17 protein-coding genes and 1 pseudogene are annotated in these 16,339 nt (G+C 55.5%); 8 read left to right on the top strand and 10 right to left on the bottom strand.

From position 1 onward, the window contains the following. A pseudogene (locus tag ACR0AL_RS20795) lies at positions 1–308 on the top strand (bifunctional methylenetetrahydrofolate dehydrogenase/methenyltetrahydrofolate cyclohydrolase); the annotation flags it as partial. Positions 309–478: 170 nt separating this feature from the next. Then, the gene (locus ACR0AL_RS20790; protein WP_170352103.1) at positions 479–787 is read left to right on the top strand and encodes a hypothetical protein; all 309 of its coding nucleotides are present in this window, start codon (positions 479–481) and stop codon (positions 785–787) included. Here the strand turns inward: ACR0AL_RS20790 and ACR0AL_RS20785 are convergent. Continuing rightward, the gene (locus ACR0AL_RS20785; RefSeq protein WP_480664516.1) at positions 772–1,614 is read right to left on the bottom strand and encodes an EamA family transporter; all 843 of its coding nucleotides are present in this window, start codon (positions 1,612–1,614) and stop codon (positions 772–774) included. The genes ACR0AL_RS20790 and ACR0AL_RS20785 overlap by 16 nt on opposite strands. A 141-nt stretch (positions 1,615–1,755) precedes the next feature. On the opposite strand from ACR0AL_RS20785, the gene ACR0AL_RS20780 reads away from it, so the two are divergent. After that, the gene (locus ACR0AL_RS20780; RefSeq protein ID WP_170352105.1) at positions 1,756–2,190 is read left to right on the top strand and encodes a group II truncated hemoglobin; all 435 of its coding nucleotides are present in this window, start codon (positions 1,756–1,758) and stop codon (positions 2,188–2,190) included. A gap of 10 nt (positions 2,191–2,200) precedes the next feature. Here the strand turns inward: ACR0AL_RS20780 and ACR0AL_RS20775 are convergent, their stop codons facing one another. The 7 genes from ACR0AL_RS20775 to ACR0AL_RS20745 form a co-directional block, all read right to left on the bottom strand. Further along, on the bottom strand, positions 2,201–2,821 hold the full coding sequence (locus tag ACR0AL_RS20775; RefSeq protein ID WP_480638859.1) for a type 1 glutamine amidotransferase: 621 nt from the start codon (positions 2,819–2,821) through the stop codon (positions 2,201–2,203). Between the two features lie 154 nt (positions 2,822–2,975). Next, positions 2,976–4,304, bottom strand: a complete 1,329-nt coding sequence (glnT, locus tag ACR0AL_RS20770; RefSeq protein WP_170362875.1) for a type III glutamate--ammonia ligase — start codon at positions 4,302–4,304, stop codon at positions 2,976–2,978. Between the two features lie 79 nt (positions 4,305–4,383). After that, positions 4,384–5,712, bottom strand: a complete 1,329-nt coding sequence (locus ACR0AL_RS20765) for an FMN-binding glutamate synthase family protein (protein ID WP_170352119.1) — start codon at positions 5,710–5,712, stop codon at positions 4,384–4,386. A gap of 20 nt (positions 5,713–5,732) precedes the next feature. After that, complete coding sequence (locus tag ACR0AL_RS20760; RefSeq protein WP_170362873.1) at positions 5,733–6,416, bottom strand: GltB/FmdC/FwdC-like GXGXG domain-containing protein; 684 nt, start codon at positions 6,414–6,416, stop codon at positions 5,733–5,735. A 1-nt stretch (position 6,417) separates the two neighbouring features. Next, positions 6,418–7,347 carry a class II glutamine amidotransferase gene (locus tag ACR0AL_RS20755; RefSeq protein WP_170362871.1) on the bottom strand — a complete coding sequence of 310 codons (930 nt, stop codon included), beginning with the start codon at positions 7,345–7,347 and terminating at the stop codon, positions 6,418–6,420. Between the two features lie 146 nt (positions 7,348–7,493). Beyond that, positions 7,494–7,709 (bottom strand): hypothetical protein, encoded by a 216-nt coding sequence (locus ACR0AL_RS20750; RefSeq protein ID WP_170352110.1) that lies wholly within the window; start codon positions 7,707–7,709, stop codon positions 7,494–7,496. Between the two features lie 11 nt (positions 7,710–7,720). Continuing rightward, on the bottom strand, positions 7,721–9,094 hold the full coding sequence (locus tag ACR0AL_RS20745) for an ammonium transporter (RefSeq protein WP_170352111.1): 1,374 nt from the start codon (positions 9,092–9,094) through the stop codon (positions 7,721–7,723). A gap of 342 nt (positions 9,095–9,436) precedes the next feature. Between ACR0AL_RS20745 and ACR0AL_RS20740 the strand changes: the two genes are divergently transcribed. The 5 genes from ACR0AL_RS20740 to ACR0AL_RS20720 are packed head-to-tail and all read left to right on the top strand — an operon-like array spanning position 9,437 to position 13,800. Further along, positions 9,437–10,582, top strand: a complete 1,146-nt coding sequence (locus tag ACR0AL_RS20740) for an aminomethyl transferase family protein (protein WP_170352112.1) — start codon at positions 9,437–9,439, stop codon at positions 10,580–10,582. Positions 10,583–10,637: 55 nt separating this feature from the next. Continuing rightward, positions 10,638–11,234 (top strand): dimethylamine monooxygenase subunit DmmA family protein, encoded by a 597-nt coding sequence (locus ACR0AL_RS20735; protein WP_170352113.1) that lies wholly within the window; start codon positions 10,638–10,640, stop codon positions 11,232–11,234. Further along, positions 11,231–12,193 carry a PDR/VanB family oxidoreductase gene (locus tag ACR0AL_RS20730; protein WP_170352114.1) on the top strand — a complete coding sequence of 321 codons (963 nt, stop codon included), beginning with the start codon at positions 11,231–11,233 and terminating at the stop codon, positions 12,191–12,193. The genes ACR0AL_RS20735 and ACR0AL_RS20730 overlap by 4 nt, the downstream gene beginning before the upstream one ends. 13 nt (positions 12,194–12,206) lie before the next feature. After that, a complete protein-coding gene (locus tag ACR0AL_RS20725) occupies positions 12,207–13,274 on the top strand; it encodes a heme-dependent oxidative N-demethylase family protein (protein ID WP_170352115.1) in 1,068 nt (355 codons plus the stop codon). A 28-nt stretch (positions 13,275–13,302) separates the two neighbouring features. Beyond that, the gene (locus tag ACR0AL_RS20720) at positions 13,303–13,800 is read left to right on the top strand and encodes a GNAT family N-acetyltransferase (RefSeq protein ID WP_480638863.1); all 498 of its coding nucleotides are present in this window, start codon (positions 13,303–13,305) and stop codon (positions 13,798–13,800) included. On the opposite strand, the gene ACR0AL_RS20715 is transcribed toward ACR0AL_RS20720, so the two are convergent. Beyond that, on the bottom strand, positions 13,778–14,434 hold the full coding sequence (locus ACR0AL_RS20715; RefSeq protein WP_480664514.1) for a helix-turn-helix domain-containing protein: 657 nt from the start codon (positions 14,432–14,434) through the stop codon (positions 13,778–13,780). The genes ACR0AL_RS20720 and ACR0AL_RS20715 overlap by 23 nt on opposite strands. Before the next feature lie 525 nt (positions 14,435–14,959). Next, on the bottom strand, positions 14,960–16,243 hold the full coding sequence (locus tag ACR0AL_RS20710) for a glycerate kinase type-2 family protein (protein ID WP_480664512.1): 1,284 nt from the start codon (positions 16,241–16,243) through the stop codon (positions 14,960–14,962). Positions 16,244–16,339: the final 96 nt, after the last annotated feature.

The raw sequence follows: 16,339 nt of genomic DNA, 5'->3' as shown, positions 1-16,339 counted from the left end.
ACCTGCCTGATGTTGTGCGCCGCGCAGATATCGTCGTTGCTGCCGTTGGCCGCCCCGAGATGATCCCGGGCGATTGGATCAAGGAAGGTGCAACAGTGATTGACGTGGGCATCAACCGAATTGAACGGGACGGCAAGAACAAGCTGGTTGGTGACGTAGATTACGCCAGCGCGGCCGAACGCGCCGGAGCGATCACACCCGTGCCCGGTGGCGTCGGACCGATGACCATCGCCTGCCTGCTGGCCAACACACTGACCGCCTGCTGCCGCGCCAATGCCTTGCCAGAGCCCGAAGGCCTGACAGCTTGAGATTTGCTGCCGTTCTTCGTTCAGGCGGTAGCAAGTCGGCCAGTTCCAAAGTGCTACAATATTGGCGTTTGGCGGGCCGCGCCACGCGTATGGTGATTGTATCAATTGGCCACTCTTCGACGAATGTTGCACGCGTCCGCGCTTTAATAACCCGCGCGGCACAAACAGACATGGCGCTGGATCAGCAATTCTGGGGCAAAGATATGTCGCAGGACGAATGTCAAACTCAGATCAAACAACTGAACGGGGCGGTGGACGTCTATGCTGTGCTGCTTTTACCTGACGTGCCTGCGCATATTGACGTACGCAACCTGCGAAGTGAATTACAGAGACACAAAGACCTCATTCGCCCCGGGGCATGGCACTATCCCGGACCCGTTCGTCCGGGCGAAGTTGATTGCATACTGAACAGTGCGATTGCAGCCCATCAGGCCCATAGGATTGCGCTGGATAAGAGAGATGCTCAGGTCGCGAGATAGCCAATTCCGACAAAAGCAATGATGCATCCAAGCCATTGAAAGAAAGCCATTTCCTCTCGCAAAATTGCCCAGGCCAATACAACGGTAAACAACCCGAAGATCGACGCTGTAACGGACGCGTATTGGGCATTGGGCAACCCCCCGGCAGACACGACGCACAGAATTGCCACCGCATCGAGCGCACCCATCAGGCACAACAGGGGCAGGGCTCGTGTGCCCGGCCAAAGCGACTTGCGAGATGCAATAGCGATTGCTGCCAGCACAGGGATAGCGGTCAGACGGCCAATCAATGAAACAGTGAATTCGTCGCCCAGTTCGGCTGCATACTGACCCAAAGCGAACGTTGCAGCGAACCCGACTGCAGCGAGTATGGAAAAGGCAATCGTCGGCCCGGCGGCAGGGTACTCTGTACTGTCGTCGGATCGAGTCGATACAATGGACACGCCGGCACCAATGGCAATGATTGCCAGCCAATGCCAGATGCTGACCTCGGAACCGCGCCAAATCGCAAGTGTGACAGACAGGACCGGATAGCTGGCGACAAGCGGGGCAACCAGACGTACAGGCCCGCGCTGAAACGCAGCATACATGCTGAGGCCAGCCAGCAAGTAAAAGCCGCCCGCTACAACTGCGTAGGACACTGCCTTGGCGGACATAGGGGCGAACCCAGCCCAAATTGCCACAAGACCGAACTGTAACAGTGCCCCTGCAACCAGCACGGCCATCAATGCGGCAATGACACTGACGGTCTGGCTGACATATCGCACGGCAAGATCGTGAAAACCCCAGCACAATGCTGCCAGCAGACCCAGTGCAAGGGCACTCATCCGGTCACCTCGCGCAACTTGGAATGCCCGGAAATTTCGTATCCTTCTCTTGATATCAATCGCGCCAACATGTCACTGGTGATAAACTTATTTTCCTGATATGCAATATTTATTGAAAACGGCAGCTCGGAGAAGAGACCTATGTCATCGGCTTTGGATCAACTCGGTGGCGAAGAAAAGCTGCGGACTCTTGTCGAGCGGTTCTACGACCGAATGGAGACCGACCCGGCGGTGCATTCGCTGCACAGGCTACATTTTCGCGGTCATGGGTTGTCTCATACAAGACAGGCGCAGTTCGAATTCCTGAGCGGGTTTTTGGGCGGTCGTGCATATTATCGTGAGCGATTTGGTCATATGGACTTGCGAGAAATCCACGCGCATGTGCCGATACGTGAAGCGGATGCCGAGCTTTGGCTGGAAACTTTTGACGCCGCGTTGGCAGATTGCGAAATGGACGGTCCAGTGGTGGACAAAATGCGCACAACATTGCGCCGCGCTGCGCTGATGCTTGTCAACGATGTCCCCGATTGGAGGGTTGAAGCAGACAGCGAAAAGAACCTTGAGGTTCCGGGTTGATCGCGTGTGATCAGATCTGTCGTAATCTGTTATAGATACTGGATGTTATCTTGAATTGTTCTTCAACTATTTTGTCGCTGTCAGAAACCATTTCCCACGCTGCATCTGCAGAGCCAAGCCAATCAACGGCGCATTGATGGTTGGCGGGGTCGCCCATCCACGATTGGATCGTGCCCTGAACAAGTTCGGGGTGAAATTGTACGCTCCACGCACAGTCCGAAACCCGCAATGCCTGAACAGCAGAGGCATCAGATTGTGCCAGAATTGATGTGTCGGCTGGCAGATCAACAGCTTCAACTCCATGCCATTGAAGCACCCGGAATTGATGAGGCAAGAGCTCGAACAGCGGATCACCCCGCGTGTTATCGGTCAGATTGATGGAATGCACACCGATCTCGGGCTTTTGCATGCGTGCGCATTTCCCACCTAGCGCGTCAACCAAAAGTTGGTGGCCCAGACAAATACCAAAATAAGGACGTTTGAAGTCTTGAACCCAAGTCCTGATTGCTTGCTTCTCACGCACAAGCCATGGGTTAGCTTCGATTTCCCAGACGTCCATCGGACCGCCCAGAACAAGAAGCAAATCAAATTCGTCGAGCTGCGGGATCGGTTGACCATCATAGAGATGCACAATGCTGGCCGTATCACCGCATGACGAAATGTGTTCCAGAAACGCTCCGGGGTTTTCGCCCGGCGTATGCTGGAAAATCAGAATGTTCACGAGGTGCGGGTCTCCGTCTGACCGAAGGGGTGGGGCAGCAGAATGTCTGCAGCCCCTGATTTGTCTAGATGTCGAGTGTGTGGTCTTTTTCCCAGCGTGAGAAATGACTGACGAAGGAGTTCCACTCCTGGTGTTTCATTTTGAGGAATGCGCTTGAGAATTCCTGACCCATCATGGCTTTCAGCTCAGTATCGTTGTCGTATTCGCGTAATCCGTCGAGCATGTTCAGCGGCAGTTTAGGGGCGTCGGTGACGGTGTGTCCTTCGGCATACATGTCGATGTCCCAACGCCGCCCCGGATCAGCCTTGGATCGGATGCCAGACAGGCCCGCGGCGATGATGACCGCCTGCAGCAGATAGGGGTTGGTGGCCCCGTCGGCCAGACGCAACTCGAAACGGCCCGGGCCGGGGACTCGGACCATGTGAGTGCGGTTGTTGCCAGTCCAGGTTACGGTATTGGGAGCCCAGGTCGCGCCCGACATGGTGCGCGGCGCGTTGATGCGCTTGTAGCTGTTCACGGTCGGGTTGGTGATCGCGGCCAGAGCACTTGCATGTTTCATGATCCCGCCCAGGAAGTACTTACCCTGTTCACCCAGCCCAACCTCGCCAGTCGGGCCTTCGCCTTCACCGGCAAAGACGTTCGTTTTGGACTCTGCCCCAGGCGCATCCCAGACCGAGATATGGGCGTGGCAACCATTACCAGTCAGCCCTTCAACGGGCTTGGGCATGAAAGTAGCGCGGAAGCCGTGTTTTTCGGCCACCGACTTTGTCATGAACTTGAAGAAGGAGTGCTTGTCCGCGGTGCGCAGGACATCGTCGAACTCCCAGTTCATTTCGAACTGGCCATTGGCGTCTTCGTGGTCGTTCTGATAGGGTCCCCAACCCAATTCCAGCATGTAGTCGCAGATCTCGCGCACCACGTCATAGCGGCGCATCACCGCCTGCTGATCATAGCAAGGTTTTTCGGCGGTATCGAACGGGTCGCTGATTTGCTCGCCATCAGGGGTCAACAGGAAGAACTCGGCCTCGATGCCGGTCTTGACATGCATGCCCATTTCGGCGGCCTCGCCGATCAGGCGTCTCAACACGTTGCGTGGAGCCTGAGCGACGTCCTTGCCTTCCATCACACAGTTGCCAGCAACCCAAGCCACCTCGGGCTTCCACGGCAATTGAATGACTGAGGAGGGGTCCGGCACTGCCAACATGTCAGGATGCGCCGGGGTCATGTCCAACCAGGTAGCAAACCCGGCAAAACCCGCGCCATCTTCTTGCATGTCGGCTATCGCCTGCGCGGGCACTAGCTTAGCCCGCTGCCCACCGAACAGGTCGGTGAAAGAGATCATGAAGTATTTGACGCCTTTTTCTTTTGCGAAAGCTGCGAGATCTGTCGTCACGATGGCTTTCCTTTCCCTGTTGTTTTTCGTTGTTCAAATGCAAAACGCGGCCCTTGTCAGAGAGCCGCGCAATTATTTTTCAGAACCCTTCTTTGCCCGGGTACCAGCTGGTACCGGCCAATGGCACTCGGGCCATCGCGGCTGCCTCCATGGTCAGGGCGCATAGGTCTTCGGGTTCGAGGTTGTGCAAGTGGTTGTGACCACAGGCCCGCGCGATGGTCTGTGCCTCAAGCGTCATCACCTTGAGATAGTTGCGCAGACGGCGTCCGGCCTCGACCGGGTTTAGACGGGCGGCAAGATCGGGATCCTGTGTAGTAATGCCTGCTGGATCCTGACCTTCGTGCCAGTCGTCATAGGCTCCGGTGGTAGTGCCCAGCTTCTGATACTCGGCTTCCCATTTCGGATCGTTGTCGCCAAGCGCCACCAGCGCGGCGGTGCCAATGGCCACCGCATCCGCGCCAAGCGCCAAGGCTTTGGCAACGTCGGCTCCGGTGCGGATTCCGCCCGAGATCACCAGCTGAACCTCGCGATGCACACCCAGATCCTGCAGCGCCTGCACGGCAGGTCGAATGCACGAAAGCGTCGGTAGGCCCACATGTTCGATAAAGACGTCCTGCGTCGCGGCCGTACCGCCCTGCATCCCGTCCATCACCACCACATCGGCACCGGCCTTTACCGCCAATGCCGTATCATAATAGGGGCGGGTCGCGCCAACCTTGACATAAATCGGCACTTGCCAGTCTGTAATCTCACGCAGTTCGAGGATCTTGATTTCCAGATCATCCGGGCCGGTCCAGTCAGGATGGCGACAGGCCGACCGCTGGTCGATACCCTTGGGCAAGGTGCGCATTTCGGCCACACGGTCGCTAATCTTCTGTCCCAGCAGCATACCGCCGCCACCGGGTTTGGCACCCTGACCGACCACGATCTCGATCGCGTCGGCCTTCCTCAGGTCGTTTGGGTTCATGCCATAGCGCGAGGGCAGATACTGGTAGACCAGCTTGCTGGAGTGACCGCGTTCCTCGGGTGTCATACCGCCGTCACCGGTGGTGGTTGACGTGCCAGCTGCCGATGCGCCCCGGCCCAAGGCTTCTTTCGCCGGACCAGAGAGCGCGCCAAAGCTCATGCCCGCAATGGTGATCGGAATGTCCAGTTCGATCGGTTTCTTGGCAAAGCGCGTGCCCAGCGTTACCGAGGTGTCGCAGCGTTCCCGATAGCCCTCCAACGGATAGCGTGACACCGACGCGCCCAGAAACAGCAAATCGTCGAAATGCGGCACCTTGCGTTTGGCGCCACCGCCGCGAATGTCATAGATGCCAGTCGCGGCGGCGCGACGGATCTCGGCATTGATCGGGTTGGAAAATGTCGCCGACTGGATCGGCAGGGTGCGGGGGATCTGATCGTCCATATCTTTCATACCCTTCTTCCTCAGTAAGCGGCGGAATTGTCGATGTCGAAGTTGTACAGTTCGCGAGCTGAGCCGTAGCGTTTGAACTCTTCCGGACTGGCGTCCGCGCCTGCGCGATCCAGCAGGTCCTTCAGAATCTCCAGGTGCTCGGGGCGCATCTCTTTCTCGATGCAGTCAGCGCCGAGACTTTTGACCGAGCCGCGCACGAACAGTCGCGCTTCATACAGCGAGTCGCCAAGCGCGTCGCCTGCATCGCCACAGACCACAAGGTTACCGGCCTGTGCCATAAAGGCCGACATGTGGCCGATACTGCCATGCACAACGATGTCGATGCCTTTCATCGAAATTCCGCAACGCGAGCTTGCATTGCCCTTGATCACAAGCAACCCGCCATGACCCGTGGCCCCGGCATACTGGCTGGCATCGCCATCGACGATCACCTGACCGGACATCATGTTCTCGGCCACGCCAGGCCCGACCGAGCCTTCAACCTTGACCGTCGCCTGCTGGTTCATGCCAGCGCAGTAGTAGCCGGTGGACCCCTTGACTGTCACTTCGATGGGCGCGTCCAGCCCGACGGCAATCGCGTGGCTGCCCTTGGGGTTCACAACCTCCCAGCTGGTTTGGTTCGTCTCGGTGGATTGCGATTGCAGCGTTGCGTTCAGCCCGCGCAGGCCGTTTGCTTCAAGATCATAGGTCTGCATGTCAGGCGGCCTTTTCCGTCGTTGTCGGGCTGTCGTTGTGGGACCAGAAGTAAACCGTTGCCGGTTCCGGCTCCCAGACGCGGGCGTCTTCAATGCCGGGCAGGTTCACAAGCGCCCGATATTCGCTGCCAAAGGCCACGTATTGATCGGTCTCGGCCATTACTGCCGGTTTGCAGGCGATCGGATCGCGGACCACGCCGAACCCATCCTTGGTGCCGACAACAAAGGTGAAGAAGCCATCCAGATCCTCAAGGCTGCTTTCCAGCGCCTCACCCAAGGTGGCCCCGTTCATCATCTTCCAGGTCAGATAGGCGGCACCGACCTCGGTATCGTTTTCGGTTTGGATTACCACTCCTTCGCGACGCAGCTTGCGGCGCAGCGAGTTGTGGTTTGACAGCGAGCCGTTGTGAACCAGACACTGATCGGGTCCGGTGTTGAACGGGTGCGCACCCATCGTCGTGACCGCAGATTCCGTCGCCATGCGTGTATGACCAATGCCATGCGTGCCGCTCATGCTGCTGATGTCAAAGCGCGCGGCCACGTCTTTGGGTAGGCCAACTTCCTTGTAAATCTCCAGCATCTCGCCCCGGCTCATGATCCGGACCGAAGGCCGGATCTCTGCCAACGCGGCCCGCGCCGCTTCAAACTGCCCGGCCGGAACTTCAAGCACAGTGTGCGTGTCATTATCAGTCTGGCTTACCACCAGGCCTAAGTGCTGCCCCAGCTCTTCGGCTAGACCGGCAAAGTCGTCCTTGGGATTGGGCGACTGCAGCGTCATCTTAGTCTTGCCACCTGATTCCTCACCATAAATCGCAATCCCCGCGCTGTCGGGGCCCCGATCCGTCATCGTGATCAGCATGTCTGTCAGCATATTGCCCAGTTGGGGCGCAAGAGACTGGTCTTTGAGGAATAATCCAACAATTCCGCACATGGCTGGCAGATCTCCTTGTGTGTTTCGTTATGATTCTACGGTACCAACAATTCAAACGGACATCAATAATCATAGGAAATAAATTTTCCTGAGAGGCAATGGGCAAGAATTTAGATTTATGCCCATTGCCAGCTTTCAAAGCCGGATCAGTATCGTTCCAGCTGTGCTTTCACTTTTTCTTCGTCGCCGGTGTGACGGGCTTTCTCAAGGTGCTCGCCTTCCCGGACAAATTGGATGCGATGCCATCCGATCCAGAATATGACGCCCACAATGACCATCAGAACTTCGTAACCTTGGAAGGGATAGATTGGTCCGACTTCGGCCAGATCCACGGCCCAATTTGTATATCCATTGGTAGACATATTATTCTCCCTTACTTAGCTGCTACGCCACGGGCAGCCAGTTCTTCCTTGTCGGCTGCAATAATCGCGGCTTTGGCGTCTTCGTAGGCATGGTGTTCAGCGTAATCGAGACCCTGAAGTTCAACTTCTTCCGGGATGCGCAGAACACCAGCGGCCGATTGGATTTTTGCCAGAATCCAACCTGGCAAGAAGCCAAGAACAAAGAACATGATGACAGCACCAGTGATTTGACCGACCGGGTTAATCGTCGCGTAGCCTTCATATGGAGAAGAAGGCACACCCCAGAGGACAAAGCCCGAAATCACCAAGCCAACGAACCCTGCGTAGCCATGCACGGCGACAGCCCCAACGGCATCATCCAGCTTGAACCGACGCTCAACCCAATAGTGCAGTTTGTAAACGATCACGACACCGATGGCGGCAATGATCATTGCCTGGATCGGGTGATACAGATCGTTACCTGCCGAGGCGGTGATAATTCCGGCCAGACCGCCCGAGAATGTCCAGAAGGCGTCGCCTTTGGAAACCACATACGCTGCCATCAATCCGCCAGACAGCGACATCAGGAAGTTGAAGGTAATCGCGGAGAGCGTAGTTGGGGCCAGATAGATGTTGGTTGCGGTCCAAGTCACACCTGTGATTTGGCCGTCGATTGCCTCAGGCGAGATCGCTGGAACGTTACACGCGGCGTAGAAGCCCCAGAAACCAGTGTAGATAAGGAATATCCCGATGGTTAGCATCCAGGGGTTGTGCGGCGGAATATCCCGCGGCGTACCGTCCTTGGCAAATTTACCCAGGCGTGGGCCCAGAACCATAATCACGCCAAGCGCGTAACCACCTGCAATCGCGTGGATAACGCCTGAAGCATAGGCGTCGTGGTATCCAAGAAGGCGTACCATCCAGCCGCCATAGTGCCAGCCCCACGCAGCGTCTATGATCCACCAGACAGAACCAATCATCACAGCATGGACCCACAGGGCAGAAGATCTGATCCGCTCGATTACAGAACCTGAAACGATCGAGGCGGCAGTCCATGAGAACAGCAAGAACGCGGCCCAGAAGACGCCGGTGATTCTGTCACCTAAATTGGTCGCCATCGTATCAGCCCAGGGCAGATTGGCAGCGCCCGCTTCGGTGTCCAGACCGCCCCAGAACGGAAAGTTCGGAAAGGCCCAGTAAATCCACCATCCAAAGAAGAAGAATGTGACCGTTACCAGCGGGATGATCATGATGTTTTTCATCAATGTGTGCATATGGTTGCGGGCACGACTGGCACCGACCTCGTACATGCAAAAGCCCACATGGATCAGGAACATGAAAACGACCGTTACCCAGTAGTAGAACTCGGTAAAGACCGTCGTTAGTGCATTTAGATTACCATCCACTTCGTAGTCTCCCTGTTGTTGCAGCAGGAGGTCTTTCTGCGAAGAATTTCCTGCTGGGAATATTTATCTACTCAGGGGACAATTTCATTGGCGACCTGTCAATAGATATGTGGGGCAAACATCTTTTAGGCATTTGGTTCATGCACTTTTAGGCCCATCGAAATTCAACCCATGGCATTGATAAATAACCACTTATGTCATTCTCGGTAATTTGTATTAGGGTGCACAAATTGCAGCCTAATATTCCCAACAGGAAAAAAATCTGCACATGGGTGTTGATTTTCAATCTGACATCGGCCTCAATATGGTCAACAAAAAAGCAATCAACGGGAGAGCTGAACAATGGCCATTCTTTGGAGGACGTCCGCCCTTGCGCAGCGCCATGCCGAGATCGGCGGCGAGTTAGAAGACTGGAACGGTATGGGAACCGCATGGTTCTATGACCATAGCCCGGAACGCGCCAAGGCGGATTACGAAGCCATCCGTACTAAGGCCGGTCTGATGGATGTGTCGGGTCTGAAAAAGGTTCACGTGGTCGGCGAAGATGCGGCTTATGTTATTGACCGCGTTACCACGCGGAACGTGGAAAAGATCATGCCGGGTCGGTCGACTTATGCGTCGATCCTGAATCCCGAAGGCAAGTTCGTTGACGATTGCATCATCTACCGCCTGTCAGTGAACACGTGGCTTGTCGTGCACGGCACAGGAACGGGTATGGAGCAGCTGACATCAGTGGCGGCTGGCAAGAATTGTTCGGTCATCTTTGACGACGACATGCACGACATGTCTTTGCAGGGACCGGTTGCGGTGGACTTCCTGGCCAAGCATGTTCCCGGAATTCGTGATCTGGCCTACTTCGGTATCATGCAAACCAAGCTCTATGGCTGCCCGGTGATGATTTCGCGGACCGGCTACACCGGTGAACGCGGGTACGAGATTTTCTGTCAGGCCAAGCATGCCGTGCACCTTTGGGACAACATCCTGGCCGAGGGCAAGGATATGGGCATCGTTCCGGTCCAGTTCTCGACACTCGATCTGCTGCGAACCGAAAGCTACCTTCTGTTCTATCCAGGCGACAATTCGGAAACCTATCCGTTCGACGATGAAACATGCGGAGATACGCTTTGGGAGTTGGGCCTGGAATTTACAGTCTCACCGGGCAAAACTGGTTTTATCGGTGCCGAGAACCACTACGCCTCGAAAGGTAAAGAGCGGTTCAAGATCTACGGTGTCAAACTGGACGGTACAATTCCGGCGGATGAGGGTGCGGATCTGCTGCAAAACGGCGAAAAGGTCGGCGTTGTCACCTTCGGCATGTATTCCGAGATCAATGGCCACAACGTAGGTATCGCGCGGATGCCAGTCGCCTGTGCCTCACCCGGCACCCAGCTGACGGTACGAAACGGCGACGGGACAGAAATAGCAGCGACTGCGGAAGAGATGCCGTTCTACGACCAGGACAAATCTATCAGAACCGCAAAGGGCTGAGTTTAAGGGGGCGCAACGGACACACCGAGGCGCCCTTTTTCTATTTGAGGGCAAAATGTCAAAGTTCGAATTTCCCAAGTCAATCGCAAGCCGCCCGGTCTGGGGTACGCTAGAGGTTCGCTCAGGTGAACATCATCTCATGATCGCCGAGGCCGAAGGGGCCGAAGCCGTTCTTGACATCGCGACACCTGACCTGATGGCCAAAACCCACTTGATCTATATTCCCAAAGGGACGGATTTCACGACAAAACTGCAAGCGCTGAATCCCGCGCAATTCTACGAAGGCCCGTCCTATGAGGCCGCGCTACAGCGCATTCGCCGTGTGCTGGAGGACGCGCATATGGGGTTGCAGGTCTATCTGACCGGCACAGAGGGCATGATGGGTCAGGCTATGAATGAGGTGATGGCCGTTGGCTTGCCACATACCGCGATCCAGACCGAGCATCGCGGCACGACTGCGCGCCGTATGCAATGTGTGCACTGCAAGGGCATTACCGATGATGTCGAGGTCGATCCGTTTGTCTGCTCGCACTGTGGTTTAAACCTTTTTGTGCGCGACCACTATTCCCGCCGCCTTGCCGCCTATCAGGGCGTCCGCGTTGACGCCGAGGATCATGGGAACGTGCCCGAGCCGAAGGGAATCTACGAATGAGTGGCGCAGAGAAAATTCAGGTCAAAGTTACAGAAATTACACCGCTGAACGAATTGGTAACACGGTTCCGGTTCGAACGCGTTGACGGCAGTCAGTTGCCAACCTTTTCGGGCGGTGCACATACCGTGGTCGAAATGCAGGATGGCGGCATCACGCGGCTCAACCCTTATTCCCTAATGTCCGATCCGTTCGATCAATCATCCTATACGATCTCGGTTCGCCGCGATGATCAGGGCAGGGGAGGGTCGTTGTTCATGCACCGTCAGGTCAAGCTGGGCGACGAGATGACCATCAGCTACCCGGTCAACCTGTTCTCGCTTGATTTGCGGGCCCGCAAACACCTGTTTCTAGCCGGTGGTATCGGGATCACCCCGTTTCTGGCGCAGATCAAACAGCTCGAACTGCTGCACGGTCATTGGGAGCTGCACTATGCCTGTCGCAATCAGGCGCTGGCATCTTATGCGGATCAACTGACAGACAGGCATCCAAACGAAACGCATCTGTATTACGACGATCAGAATCAGGCGATTGATCTGGAAAACCTTCTCAGCGGGCAACCACTGGGCACCCATGTCTATGTCTGCGGACCAAAGGGCATGATCGATTGGGTGCGCAATACTGCCGCCGCTGAAGGCTGGCCCGAAGATTGCGTGCATTACGAAGAGTTCTTGGCGCCTCAGCCCGGCAAACCATTTGAAGTGCGTCTGGCGTCTTCCGACAAGGTCATTCATGTGGGTGAAAACGAAAGCCTTCTGGAGGCTATCGAGCGCGAAGGTGTCGACGCCCCGTATCTGTGCCGTGGCGGGGCCTGTGGCCAATGCGAAACCGTTGTGTTGGATCACGACGGCAACTTTGTTCACCGCGATCACTGGCTGACCGACGAAGAAAAGGCAGCAGGCAAAAAAATCATGCCCTGCGTATCGCGTTTCGAGGGCAAGTCCCTCGTGCTGGACCGCTGAGAGGAGGCCCACCATGACCATTCAATTCAACGACGAGTCCTTCCGCGACGACTATACGTTCCACAACTCGGAATGGGCGATCAAACGCTTTCCGTTTCCGTTCCACGAAGACAGCTACATGTATTCGGTCAACATGGAGCAGCATAGGGGTGGCCCCAAGGGTTCGGTCTATGAGATGCGGTTCGACGTAGACGAACATTACGTGTCCGAGATGAAAGACCGTGCGATCGTTCTTGATCAGGACCCGCTGCGCTGTCAGTCTCTGCCGCATATGACCTTGGCGGGCTGGGACCTGCTGGAACTGATCATGGTCAGCAAATCCGAGGACTACCCGGACCTGTTCGAACTGCACCGTAACGGCAACCAGTGGCGCTGGATCAACAAGCCACTGGGGATCGATCACAGCTTTACCTTCATGGATGAAACCACGCTGCCTTACGGGCCGATGGAGTACATTACCCGTCAGGCGCAAGGCGATTTCGCAGTGCTGGACCAGCGGGACGAGATGTTGTGGATGGACGCTGGTATGGTCACGACCCAGGCCGATTGGAGCCTGGATTTCGACATCGGCATGAATTTTTTCGAATGGCACGCGCCGGTTCCAAAAGCCCATGAAATGGGGATTTTCAAGCGCGCGCTGAAGTTTCTGCTGAACATTCAACAGGGCGCTCCAGCACGGCGGCTGAACTGGACCATGACGGTGAACCCGCTGTTGGATACCAGCCCGGAAAACTATCACAAATGGGGCATCCAAAAGACCACACTGACGCCCGAAAACATAGCCCATAAGCAGCATCTTCGGGTCGAATTGCAAACATTCTTCCGATTGCCGCGATCAAACGCGCTAGTATTCCCAATCCGTTGCTATCTTTGCAGTTTTCAAGATCTGATGACGGTTCCGAAATGGGGTCGCCGGCTGCACCGTGTTGTTCGCGACCTTCCGGTTGAACTCGCCACCTACAAGGGGTTTATCGACAACCGCCCAATGATGTTGGACTACCTTAGTCAGTTTGACGACGGATTACCGACCTCTCCCGGTATATGGCCGGATCTGGAAACAGAGCCGCCTTTGTCAAAGTAAGCGATCACCTTGACGTGTTTTGGCTCATATGACTGATGCAGGCAAAACACCTTGGCTCATTCAGCCCGATGACTTCGCATTGTATGACGCGCTTGCACTGCTTCGCGCGTCATTTCGGTATATGGATGCCCGAATTAATCCTCCTTCGTCTATCCATAATCTAACGGTGGAAGGAATGCAGGCGCATTGCAGGGGTGGTGGTGAAATCTGGGCCATGGGCCAACCGCTATTCGCGTGCATGTTTTTGACGCCCAAAGCCAACAACTTGTACCTAGGAAAGCTGGCGGTGAAGGAAGGAATGCGGGGGCGGGGTATCTGCCGCACTTTGGTAGATCACGCTGCAAGTCGTGCAGCAGACCTTGGTCTATCAGCGTTGGAACTGGAAACGCGCGTGGAACTCACTGAAAACCACCGTGTGTTTTCAAGGCTTGGATTTACAATCGTAAGTACCGGCAGCCACGTCGGCTATGACAGACCCACGGATTTCTTGTTGCGCAAGCCGGTCAATTTGTCTGCGGATAGCTGATCACTGAAATGTAGCGTGCCGGCAGATTCACCAACCGTTCCGGACCGTGCGGTGCGTCGGCGTCAAAGAACAAGGTGTCACCCGGTTTCAGAGGGTAAATCTTGTCTCCGTGGCGGTAATCTACCTCGCCTTCCAGCATGTAGATCGTCTCGATTCCATCATGTTGAAATGTTGGGAACACGTCGGATTCAACGGTCAGGGTGATCAGGTAGGGCTCTACGATTACCCCAGAACCGTTGGCACCAATATGCCCCAACAAATTATATTGATGATTGGCGCGTGTTCCTTCGCGCTCTAACTCGACGCCCTCACCCGCTTTGGTATGAACCGCCTCGCGGCGCTCTTCAAATTGTCTGAAAAAGCTTGTCAGAGGAACTGAAAGCGCATCAGCAAGCGATTGCAAAGTCGTCAGGGAAGGCGATGTGTTCCCGTTTTCGATCTTGGACAGCATACCAATCGACAATCCGGTCAGCTGAGCCAATTCCGCGACCGTAGTATCCTGCTTTTTGCGAAAAGCGCGAACCTCGCGACCAATGGCAACTTCAAGAACTTTTTCTCTGTCACCCGAGCGAACAGAATGCGGATCCTGTGTCAGATTTGTCGCCATTTCTTTGTCGTTTTTTTTCAATTTCATTCTTTCAATGTCTTGCTACACTTGTCCGAACGGGTTCTGCAACAAGACGACGTGCATTACCCAATCCAACTCGGTCTACCATAGCACCATTTTTTCCTGCTAGTAAAATAATGATGCTGACAGAAAAATTCTAGAACTCAAATTCCTATGACTAGACGGTATTCCCGATAGCATGCCTGACCTCTGTGATAGAACCGCCGTGGGTAGCAATCGAGAATATACCGAATCTGGATAATTGGTTGCACTAAGGCCTGAATGTTCGCATTGAAAACAACCATCTCTAACTCCGAGAGTGAGACAAACAGGGGCCGCTCGAAATTCGAACATCAGAATTTCTTTGTCGACTATAAGTTGGTGTGACAACTCTCCGACACCCTTGATCACTTTGTCATAGTTCGGCTTAAGTTCGAAATCGTTCCTCGCCAGCATCCAGCAATTGTGGTCGGTGTGTGTCTCTTTGATGAGTTTGAAACCTGAAGATCGCTTAATACGGATCTAAGTATCTGCCCATCTATTCGCGGGCTTTCAAACGTTAGACCCAAGCAGCATTATCTGAATGTCGGCTACATTGGTCCCGGTCGCTCCGGTCATCAGAAGATCACCAGACAGCGTCAAAGCCTTATGACTGTCGTTGCTCGCCAACAGAGCGGTAGGGTCATGTCCCGACGCGCGGATTCGGGTGAGCGTCCCTGCATCCACTATCGCGCCAGCTGCCGAGGTTGGGCCATCGCGGCCATCCGTACCACCGCTAAGAAAAATCCAATTTCCGGGTATCGTGCGGTCTTGCGTCAGTTGGGCGACGCGCAGTGCCAATTCCTGGTTGCGCCCGCCGCAACCCGTTCCTTGCAGACGTACAGTCGTTTCACCACCAAACAGCAGGGCGGTTGGGCGGTTCAAAGTGGCGGACAAAGCTGCTTGGAAAATCCGTTCAGCCGCGTCGGACACATCTCCAATCAACGCGTCGGACACAATTTCAGTACGGTAGTTCTGCGCCGCATAGCGAAACGCGGCTTCCAAACTAATTGTGTTCGACCCAATCAGGCTATTTGTTGCCTCAACTGCTATGGAATGTTCAGGAATACTCTTCTCCAGATGGGCACGGACGGCTTTTGGTAGCCGGTGCCAGATCCCGGCCTCGATGCAGGTTCTGCGGGCGTCCGCGTGGCTGCCGATTGGTAAGGCGGTTGGTCCGCTGGCTACGGCCCGAAGATCATCACCGATGACATCCGACAGGATATACGCCGTGATCGGGGCAGGTGCGCCGTGCAGCAAAAACCCGCCGCCTTTGAGCTGGCTCAGGTGCTGGCGCACAAGGTTCATCTGAGCGATGTCCAGCCCGGAAGACAACAAAACCTGATTGACCGCAATTTTGTCCAAAAGGGTCAAACCATCAACAGGCGCGGGAACCAAGGCCGACCCCCCGCCGGAGATCAGTGCAATGATTTGATCCTGCTTACGTGCTGCGCTGAGCAATGCGATGATCTGTCGCCCGGCTTTCAAACCGCGTTCATCCGGGATGGGGTGCCCGCTGGTCAAAACCGTCGCACCGGGGACTTCGCTCCGGTTGTCGCTATGGGTTACGATCAGGGCGACGTGATCGCCCTGAACATGCTGCAATGCCTCCTCCATCATGGCAGGGGCAGCCTTCCCAATTGCAATCAGGATGCTTCGCCCGCCATGTTCTGGTGATGGCAATGGGGTTGATTGCAACCGCTGGCGCAGGCACTTCGCCGGGTCAGCCGCAGCGACGGCTTCGGCAAAGATGGCGGCGGCTCTATCGCGCAGCGATATGGACGATTGCGCAGTCATGATGCGATCAAGCCGCTGCGATCTGGCCTGCTTTTTCGACCAGCACTTCGGCCTGACGGATTGAGGCATAGTCGATCAGACGGCCATCCAGAGACA

This window comes from Ruegeria sp. BB1 (assembly GCF_056539465.1).
This window is presented reverse-complemented; position numbering and strand designations above follow the sequence as displayed.

What these genes read in the sequence shown, in the direction of transcription:
- ACR0AL_RS20790 (WP_170352103.1), top strand. Translation starts at nt 479, where the DNA reads ATGGCGCTGGATCAGCAATTCTGGGGCAAAGATATGTCGCAGGACGAA.
- ACR0AL_RS20785 (WP_480664516.1), bottom strand. Translation starts at nt 1,614, where the DNA reads ATGAGTGCCCTTGCACTGGGTCTGCTGGCAGCATTGTGCTGGGGTTTT.
- ACR0AL_RS20780 (WP_170352105.1), top strand. Translation starts at nt 1,756, where the DNA reads ATGTCATCGGCTTTGGATCAACTCGGTGGCGAAGAAAAGCTGCGGACT.
- ACR0AL_RS20765 (WP_170352119.1), bottom strand. Translation starts at nt 5,712, where the DNA reads ATGGACGATCAGATCCCCCGCACCCTGCCGATCCAGTCGGCGACATTT.
- ACR0AL_RS20760 (WP_170362873.1), bottom strand. Translation starts at nt 6,416, where the DNA reads ATGCAGACCTATGATCTTGAAGCAAACGGCCTGCGCGGGCTGAACGCA.
- ACR0AL_RS20755 (WP_170362871.1), bottom strand. Translation starts at nt 7,347, where the DNA reads ATGTGCGGAATTGTTGGATTATTCCTCAAAGACCAGTCTCTTGCGCCC.
- ACR0AL_RS20750 (WP_170352110.1), bottom strand. Translation starts at nt 7,709, where the DNA reads ATGTCTACCAATGGATATACAAATTGGGCCGTGGATCTGGCCGAAGTC.
- ACR0AL_RS20740 (WP_170352112.1), top strand. Translation starts at nt 9,437, where the DNA reads ATGGCCATTCTTTGGAGGACGTCCGCCCTTGCGCAGCGCCATGCCGAG.
- ACR0AL_RS20735 (WP_170352113.1), top strand. Translation starts at nt 10,638, where the DNA reads ATGTCAAAGTTCGAATTTCCCAAGTCAATCGCAAGCCGCCCGGTCTGG.
- ACR0AL_RS20730 (WP_170352114.1), top strand. Translation starts at nt 11,231, where the DNA reads ATGAGTGGCGCAGAGAAAATTCAGGTCAAAGTTACAGAAATTACACCG.
- ACR0AL_RS20725 (WP_170352115.1), top strand. Translation starts at nt 12,207, where the DNA reads ATGACCATTCAATTCAACGACGAGTCCTTCCGCGACGACTATACGTTC.
- ACR0AL_RS20720 (WP_480638863.1), top strand. Translation starts at nt 13,303, where the DNA reads ATGACTGATGCAGGCAAAACACCTTGGCTCATTCAGCCCGATGACTTC.
- ACR0AL_RS20715 (WP_480664514.1), bottom strand. Translation starts at nt 14,434, where the DNA reads ATGAAATTGAAAAAAAACGACAAAGAAATGGCGACAAATCTGACACAG.
- ACR0AL_RS20710 (WP_480664512.1), bottom strand. Translation starts at nt 16,243, where the DNA reads ATGACTGCGCAATCGTCCATATCGCTGCGCGATAGAGCCGCCGCCATC.